The organism is Streptomyces niphimycinicus, from assembly GCF_018883605.1.
In the GTDB taxonomy this organism is placed as follows: Bacteria; Actinomycetota; Actinomycetes; order Streptomycetales; family Streptomycetaceae; genus Streptomyces; species Streptomyces niphimycinicus.
Genome location: NZ_JAHLEM010000378.1, coordinates 1 through 8,347, shown reverse-complemented (window position 1 = coordinate 8,347; position 8,347 = coordinate 1). Strand labels below are relative to the sequence as shown.

Annotated in this window: 6 protein-coding genes; 2 read left to right on the top strand and 4 right to left on the bottom strand. The window is 69.6% G+C overall.

The annotated features are described in order from the left end of the window. Positions 1-103: 103 nt before the first annotated feature. The 3 genes from KN815_RS29625 to KN815_RS29615 form a co-directional block, all read right to left on the bottom strand. Positions 104-1,057, bottom strand: coding sequence for a carbohydrate ABC transporter permease (locus KN815_RS29625; RefSeq protein WP_216344950.1), 954 nt, complete (start codon positions 1,055-1,057; stop codon positions 104-106). 11 nt (positions 1,058-1,068) lie between these two features. Further along, positions 1,069-2,397, bottom strand: coding sequence for an ABC transporter substrate-binding protein (locus tag KN815_RS29620; protein ID WP_216344949.1), 1,329 nt, complete (start codon positions 2,395-2,397; stop codon positions 1,069-1,071). Positions 2,398-2,517: 120 nt separating this feature from the next. After that, positions 2,518-3,753, bottom strand: coding sequence for an ROK family transcriptional regulator (locus tag KN815_RS29615; RefSeq protein ID WP_216344948.1), 1,236 nt, complete (start codon positions 3,751-3,753; stop codon positions 2,518-2,520). A 298-nt stretch (positions 3,754-4,051) separates the two neighbouring features. On the opposite strand from KN815_RS29615, the gene KN815_RS29610 reads away from it, so the two are divergent. Next, complete coding sequence (locus KN815_RS29610) at positions 4,052-5,977, top strand: S53 family peptidase (RefSeq protein ID WP_253209317.1); 1,926 nt, start codon at positions 4,052-4,054, stop codon at positions 5,975-5,977. Between the two features lie 126 nt (positions 5,978-6,103). On the opposite strand, the gene KN815_RS29605 is transcribed toward KN815_RS29610, so the two are convergent. Next, complete coding sequence (locus tag KN815_RS29605) at positions 6,104-7,204, bottom strand: mechanosensitive ion channel family protein (RefSeq protein WP_216344946.1); 1,101 nt, start codon at positions 7,202-7,204, stop codon at positions 6,104-6,106. 451 nt (positions 7,205-7,655) lie between these two features. On the opposite strand from KN815_RS29605, the gene KN815_RS29600 reads away from it, so the two are divergent. Then, the gene (locus tag KN815_RS29600) at positions 7,656-8,192 is read left to right on the top strand and encodes an HNH endonuclease (RefSeq protein ID WP_093461819.1); all 537 of its coding nucleotides are present in this window, start codon (positions 7,656-7,658) and stop codon (positions 8,190-8,192) included. The last annotated feature ends 155 nt before the right edge of the window (positions 8,193-8,347 follow it).

Genomic DNA, 8,347 nt, shown 5'->3' with positions numbered 1-8,347 from the left:
CGGCGGGGGCCGGGGAGCGGCCGGCGGCGGGCCGCGCGGGCGCGGACGGCGCCGAGAGGGCGGTGGTGGCGGTCATGGCGGATCGGTCCTCTCAGTCCTCGGCTCAGTCCTCGGCCGACAGCAGTCCGGCACGCTTGCGCATCAGCAGCGTCGTCACGGCCATCGCGATCGCGAACAGCACGAGCGAGAGCACGCAGGCGGCTCCGGTGTTGAAGTTCTGGAAGCCGAGCGAGTAGACGAGCTGCGGCACGGTGAGCGTGGAGTGGTCGGGATAGCCGGGCTGGATGACCGATCCGGGCCCGACGCTGACCCCGGAGGCGAGCTTTCCGGCGACCAGCGCCTGGGTGTAGTACTGCATGGTCTGGACGACACCCGTCACGACCGCGAACATCACGATCGGGGTGATCGACGGCCAGGTCACATAGCGGAACTTGTGGAGCGCCCCGGCCCCGTCGAGCTCGGCCGCCTCGTACTGCTCCTTGGGCACATCCAGCAGGGCCGCCATGAAGATGACCATGAGATCCCCGATGCCCCACAGGGAGAGCAGGACGAGGGACGGCTTGGCCCAGGCCGGGTCGTTGAACCAGTTCGGCGCGTGGATCCCGATATTCCCCAGGATGTCGTTCACCGGGCCGGTACCGGGATTGAGCAGAAAGACGAAGGCGACGGTGGCCGCCACCGGAGGGGCGAGATACGGCAGATAGAAGGCGGTGCGGAAGAATCCCACCCCGGACTTGATTTTGGTGACCAGCAGCCCGATGCCCAGGCCGAAGACGACCCGCAGCGCGACCATGACCACGACCAGCCAGAGCGTATTCCACAGCGCCGGTCCGAACAGCGGCATCTGCTCCAGCACATAACGCCAGTTGCGCAGCCCCACGAAGGTCGGGGCCTCGATCTGGTTGTAGTGCATGAACGAGAAGTAGACGGTGGCGAGCAGCGGATAGCCGAAGAAGACGGTGAAGCCGACCAGCCAGGGGGAGAGAAAACCGAGGGTGCGCAGCCGCTCTCGCCGTGCTTTGCGGCGCAGCGCGGGGGCGTTCGTCAAGGTGGCCATATCGCACTCCGTCAGTTCTGTGCCTGGAGATTGTCGGCGTCTATCTCGTCATCGAGTTTCCGTAGCCCCGCGTCCAGATCGTGCACCTTGCCCGCCTCGACGCCGTAGGAGAAGTCCTGTAGCGAGGTGACGTACTGACCGCCGTTGATCGAGGGCGGCAGGGCGGTGCTGTAGCGGTTCTGCGCGATATCGAGGAAGGCCCGGAAGGTGGGATTCGAGTCCAGTTTCGGGGAGGTGAGCGCCGCCTTGGTGGACGGCACATTGTGAATGGCGTTGGCGAAGGCGACCACCTGATCGGTGTCGGCGGTCAGGAACTTCACCAGCTCCCAGGCGGCGTTCTGGTGGGTACTGGAGTGCGCGATGCCGACCACGGTGCCGGTGAGATAGCCCCGGCCATAGGTTTCGGGCCGGTCGTCGGGCACGGGCAGCGGAGCGGTGCCCCATTTGAACTTGGCGCCCTCCATGAAGAGCCCGCGCCATTCGCCGTCCAGGTGCATGGCGAGCTTTCCGGTGAGAAAGGCGTTCTGCGACGACATCTCATCGCCGAAGGAGGTGCGGAACGTCTCCAGCGGGCCATAGCCGCCCTGGCTCCGGGCCAGCTCCCGGGTGGTGGCGTAGAACTCCTTGGCCGCCTTCTCCTTCGCCAGCCGCGCCTTGCCGTCCTTGCCGAAATAGGACGGGCCCCACTGGGCGAAGAGCCGGTCCGGGCTGTTCTGGTAGAGCCGGAAATTGGGCATGAAGCCGACCCGCTCATAGCCGCCGCCCTTGGTGCGCTTGGTCAGCTTGACGGCGTCGCGCCGCAGCTCCGACATGGTGCGCGGCGGCCGCTTGATGCCCGCTTCCGCGAAGGCGTCCTTGTTGTAGTACATGCCGTACGCGTCGGCGAGCAGCGGGAGGGCGCACTGGTCGCCCTCGTAGCTCGTGTAGTCCAGCAGCGTTTTCGGGAAGACCTTGGCCTTGTCCAGCCCGGTCTTCCTCATGAACGGATTGAGGTCCACCCACATCCCGGACGAGCAGTACTGCCCCACATTGTTGGTGGTGAAGGAGGAGACCACATCGGGGGCATCGCTTCCGCCGGCCCGCAGCGCCTGGTTCACGGTGGCGTCGGTGACATTCCCGGTCGCCTTCACCTTGATATTGGGATGGAGCTTCTCGAACCGGGCAATGCTGGCATCGATCGCCTTGACCTCGTTCTTCTCCGACCAGCCGTGCCAGAACTTCAGCGTGACGGGTTTGGTCGGATCGTCCTCTGCGCTGCCGGTACTGGGATTGGCGCAGCCCGTCAGAAGGAGGGCGCCGGCGCTCAGCACCGACGCGAGAGCGGCCAGTTTTCGTGGCATGGGGGACTTCCTTTACTGCGGTACGGGGGACGGCAGGGGGAAGCGGCGGTGCGGGCGCCGGATGATGAACGAGGAAGTACGGGGAGAAACGAGGATGTACGGGGAGAGTGGGACGGTGAATCAGGCGTCGAATCGGGCGGTGTCGAAAACGGTCTGACGGGCATCGGCGACCGCCGTCCGCAGTGCGCCGATGAGAATCGGATCCCCCTCGATCTCGCTGATCCGCAACTGCGGGCGGGGCAGCGCGAGACCGGTCATCTCGGCCTCGACAAGCTGACACAGGCGCTCCCCGCCGGCCTGGGCAACCTCACCCGAAAGGACGACCAGCTCCGGGTCGACCACGGCGACGACGGAGGCCAGCCCGCTGGCCAGCCGCCGGGCCAGCTCGGTCAGCACCTCGTCGCCCGCGCCGGGGGTGCGCAGCGCGGTGGCGAGTGCCTTGGTGGCCGTGGGCGCGTCGATCCCGTGATCGCGGGCCAGCTCCACGACGGCGGGCGAGCCGACCAGCATCTGGAACCCCCCGCCCCCGTCCGGCCGGGCGGCGGCGTCCGGTCCGCCCCGGGCCAGCGGGGCGCCCGGCAGCGGCATATAGCCGATCTCCCCGGCCCCGCCGGTGGCGCCGCGCAGCAGGGTGCCGCCGAGCACGATGGCCGCGCCGACCCCCTCATCGGCCCAGACCAGCGCGAAGTCGTCGAAGTCCTGGGCGGTGCCATGGTGCTGTTCGGCGATGGCGGCGAGGTTGACGTCGTTCTCGATGACGATCGGGGTGTGCAGCACCTCGGCCAGCTCGTCCCGCAGGGTGCGGGACTGCCAGCCGGGCAGATGCGGGGCGTAGCGCAGCTTCCCGGTGCGCGGGTCGAGCGCGCCGGGGGTGCCGATCACGGTGGAGTGGAGATCGTCGCGGCCGAGCCCGGCGGCGGCCAGCGCGCCGTCCACCGCCTCGGCGACCAGCTCTCCGGTCCGGTTGGTGAGGGTCTCGTCGGTCGCCGGAGCCGTCACCCGGTGCTCACCGGCCACCTGGCCGGTGATGTCGGCGACGGCGGCGGTGATGCCCTCCTGGTCGACCGCGAGCGCGGCCACATGGGCGGCTGCCGGATCGATCTCGTAGAGCTGCGCGTTGGGCCCCGGCCGTCCGGTGACATTGCCGGTCGTGCGGACCAGGCCGACGGACTCCAGGCGGGTCAGCAACTGGGAGGCGGTGGGCTTGGACAGCCCGGTCAGCTCCCCGAGCCGGGTCCGGGTGAGCGGCCCGTGCGCGGCCAGCAGCTCCAGTGCGGCGCGGTCGTTCATGGCGCGGAGGACGCGGGGGGTTCCGGGCGTGCCGCCCTGCGTGCTGCTGCCGGGTGGTGCGGCCATGTGCTGCCCCCGTCCTCACTCTGTTAAGAAAGTTTCCTATTGATGAACAGCAAGCTAGGGGGCGGACCGGGGTGGCGTCAATGGGTGATGGGTGGGCTTTCCTTGGCGGCTTCTTGGCGAAGAGATGGATCTCGCATGTACCTGGCATGGACAAGTCACCGTAAGAGTGGCCTCCGGTGGGGTGGCTGTGATCGTCGGCCCCCACCGGAATGCGACTACTCGTATCGCAGGGGGTTTGGTGAGATCTTCTTCTTCCCGGAAGCGCGCGGCCCGTTCCAGACAGCGCACGGCCTTGGGGCTGGCGGCGGCGCTGCCGTTGGTGGCCGGTGCGCTGGCACTGGGCATACCCACGGCCCAGGCCGACTCCGCACCACATGGCCGTGACACCCTGAGCGGCACCAAGCCCACCTGGGCGACGGTGCGTTCGGACCGCGGCGCCACCGATGACGGCAATAAGGTCACCGCCCGCGTCTACCTCGCCGGACGGGACGCCAAGGGGCTGGCCGACTACGCGAAGGCCGTCTCCGACCCCTCCTCGCCGCACTACGGCAGGTATCTCTCGGCCCGGCAGACCCAGGCACGTTTCGGAGCGACACGGCAACAGAAGGACGCCGTGACCGCCTGGTTGAAGGGCGCCGGGCTCGAAGTCACCGGCGGCAACCAGCATTATCTGTCCGTCACCGGCGAAGTCGCCGCCGCCGAGCGGGCGTTCGGCACCCAGCTCCACAACTACACCAAGGACGGCACGGTCTACCGGGCGCCGTCGAACGCGGCCACCGTGCCCGCCTCGCTCCATGGCGCCGTGCTGACCGTCGTCGGCCTGGACAACGCGCCCAAGCGGGCCAAGCACGACGAGACCCTCCCGCCCCCCGGACCGGTCTTCAAGAACGCCGGGCCGTTCTCCACCTCCTACGGCTCCCGGACCAACCGGAGCCTGCCGTCGGCGTACGGCGCCAAGCAGCCGTACGCGATCAAGGGGTACACCGGCAAGCAACTGCGCGCCGCCTACGGCGCCAAGAGCCGTAACACCGGTAAGGGTGTCACCGTCGCCATCACCGACGCCTTCGCCTCGCCGACGATCGCCGCGGACGCCGCCAAGTACGCTCAGCGCAACGGCGATCCGGCCTACCGCAAGGGCCAGTTGACGCAGGTGCTGCCGGCCGACTACCGGAACACCGAGGAGTGCGACGCGGGCGGCTGGTACGGCGAGGAGACCCTCGACGTCGAGGCGGTGCACGCGGTGGCGCCCGCGGCCGACATCACTTACGTCGGCGGAGCCTCCTGCACCGACGACGATCTGCTCGACTCGCTCGCCAAGGTCGTCGACAACCGGCTGGCCGACATCGTCTCCAACTCCTGGGGCGATGTGGAGGCCAACGAGACGCCGGATGTGGCCGCCGCCTACGACCAGATCTTCCAGCAGGGCGCGGTCGAGGGCATCGGCTTCTACTTCTCCTCCGGTGACAACGGCGACAACGTGGCCTCCACCGGCACCAAGCAGGTCGACACCCCGGCCAACTCGGCGTGGGTGACGGCGGTCGGCGGTACCTCCCTGGCCGTCGGCAAGGGCGACAAGTACCAGTGGGAGACCGGCTGGGGCACCACCAAGGCCAACCTCTCGGCCGACGGCACCAACTGGGACGCGCTGCCCGGCGGGTACACCTCCGGCGCCGGCGGCGGCACCAGCAAGACCGTCGCCCAGCCCTTCTACCAGCGCGGAGTGGTGCCGGACTCGCTCGCTCTGGCCAATGGCGGCACCGCCAAGCAGCGGGTGACCCCGGACGTCGCGGCCGTGGCCGACCCCAACACCGGCTTCCTGGTGGGCCAGACGCAGAGCTTCCCGGACGGCTCGCTCCAGTACGGCGAGTACCGCATCGGCGGCACCTCGCTGGCCGCGCCCGTGATCGCCGGTGTCCAGGCGCTCGCCCAGCAGGCGCGTGGCGGCCAGCCGATCGGCTTCGCCAACCCGTCGCTGTACGACCGGTACGGCACCGCCTCGTACCACGATGTGACCGACCACCCGCTGGGCGCCGGTGTCTCGCTGGGCGTGGTCCGGGTCGACTACGTCAACAGCCACGACGACTCCGACGGGCTGGTGACCTCGCTGCGCAGCCTCGGCCGGGACAGCTCGCTGCACGCGGTCGTGGGCTACGACGATGTGACCGGCGTGGGCACCCCCGCGGCCGGCTACCTCGGCTCGTTCGGCGGACACCACCGCCGCTGAGCCGGGCCTGAGCTCCTTACGGTTCCCATCGGGCTCCCGTCCCTCCGAGGGGCGGGAGCCCTGGCGTGTCCGCCGCGCGCCTGCTTCTGGGTGTGCGGCGCGCTTGCCTCTGGGCGTGCGGTGCGCCTACTTCTGCGCGGGCGGCGGCACCGTCGCGGAGGAAGTGGCGGCCGGACCGCCGGGGGAGGAGAGCGGGCTGGCCGCCGTGGACTGCGGCGAGTCCGGGTTGGACAGCGCCGACGGCGCCGCCGTGGTGGCCGAAGGATCGACGCCCTCGGTCTGAAGCTCCGGGTCCAGGGGCCGGCCGACGAGCTGAATGCCCGCCTCGTTCAGCGCCTTCTTGATCCGCCAGCGCAGCTCCCGCTCGACCCCGAGCGACTTGCCGGGCATGGTCCGCCCCGACACCCGGACGATCATCGAGTCCAGATAGACCGCGTCGAGCCCCAGGACCTCGATCGGCTCCCACAGCCGCTCGTTCCACGGCTCGTCCTTGGCCATGTCCACACCGACCTGCGTGATCACGGAGCGGACGTGATCCAGATCCTCCTCGGCCCGGACCTGGACATCGAGCGCGGCCGTCGCCCAGCCCTGGCTGAGGTTGCCGATCCGCTTGACCTCGCCGTTGCGCACGTACCAGATCTCGCCGTTGTCCCCGCGCAGCTTGGTGACGCGCAGCCCGACCTCGATCACCTCGCCCGAGGCCACCCCGGCGTCGACCGTGTCGCCGACCCCGTACTGATCCTCGAGGATCATGAAGACACCGGAGAGGAAGTCGGTGACCAGATTGCGGGCGCCGAAACCGATCGCCACACCCGCGACCCCGGCACTGGCCAGCAGCGGCGCCAGATTGATCTGCAACGCGGAGAGGATCATCAGCGCCGCGGTGCCCATGATCATGAACGAGGCGACGGAGCGCAGCACCGAGCCGATCGCCGCGGACCGCTGTCGCCGCCGCTCCACATTGACCAGCAGCCCGCCGAGCGCGGTGCCGTCGACGGCCTGGGCCGTGCGGTTCATGCGCTCTATCAGCTTGGTGATCGCCCGCCGGACGACGGACCGGAGCACGAAGGCGATGATCAGGATCAGAGCTATGCGCAGGCCGATGCCGAGCCAGGTGGACCAGTTCTCCTCCACCCAGCCCGCGGCGTTCGTGGCGCTCTTCTGCGCATCGTCGAGAGTCGTGGGACGAGGCGTCGAGTCTGCGGCCAGAGCAGCGGACCAGAACACAGCAGAAACCCTTCGTATGCGACATGCCCGCACGGATCACCCGCGCGCGCAACCTCTGACACAGTAGCCGGGCGCGAGGCGCGCCGTTCCTGTGTTCGAGAGCGCGCGAGGGTGCTCAGGGGGCGCGTATGAGCGGGGTCGGAGGCCGCAATTCCACCTTCTGCCCCGGTCGGGGCCGGGCGGCGGCACCGCCCGGACGGTCCCGTGATTCTTGCCACTCCGTCGGGTGTCCCGCCCTCGCCCACTGCGCGCGCGAGGGCGCCGTAAGGCCGTCGGGACGGTGGTCAAGGGGCCGCCGCCCCTACCGCGCGCGGGCGGTATACGCGCGGTACGCGGAAATGCCTCTCAACCGTTAACCCGGTGATAGTGGCGTTCCGGCCAGGGTTCAGGGGAAACTGGGGGAGATCGTCCCGGCGCGAGCCACGCGCCGCCGGCGTACAAGGAGGCCCCCGTGCCGCATGTCCTGGTCCTCAACGCGTCGTACGAGCCCCTCGGCGTCGTACCGCTCCGCCGCGCGCTCGTACTCGTCCTCAATGACAAGGCCATCAGCCTCGAGGACTCAGGCGCCCTGATGCACAGCGCTACCCGCGCGATCCCCGCACCCAGCGTCGTCCGGCTGAAGCGCTTTGTGAGGGTGCCCTTTCGCGGCCCCGTCCCGCTCACCCGCCGCGCGCTGTTCGCCCGCGACGGCGGTCGATGCGCGTACTGCGGTGGCGTCGCAACCAGCGTCGATCACGTCATCCCGCGCAGCCGTGGCGGGCAGCACACCTGGGAAAACGTGGTCGCCGCGTGCCGTCGCTGCAACCATGTCAAAGCAGACCGCCATGTCGCCGAGATCGGCTGGCGGCTGCGCCATCAACCCGCGCCGCCTTCGGGGCTCGCGTGGCGGATCATCGGCACGGGGCATAGGGACCCGCGCTGGCTGCCATACCTTCAGGCATACGGCGCGGAAGACGCCATGGCCCGGATCGACGGCAAATCTGCCTGAGAGACCGGGCCATTACTGTGTCTGCTCGCGGGAGCCCCTGGGGCCTGTCCCCATCCCTCCGCTTAGGGGGTGTCCGGCGGGGCTTGGCGCCTGCGGCGGGCTGTTCCCCTCCCCGCCTCTTCCCTCAACTGGGGCTCCGCCCCAGACCCCGCTCC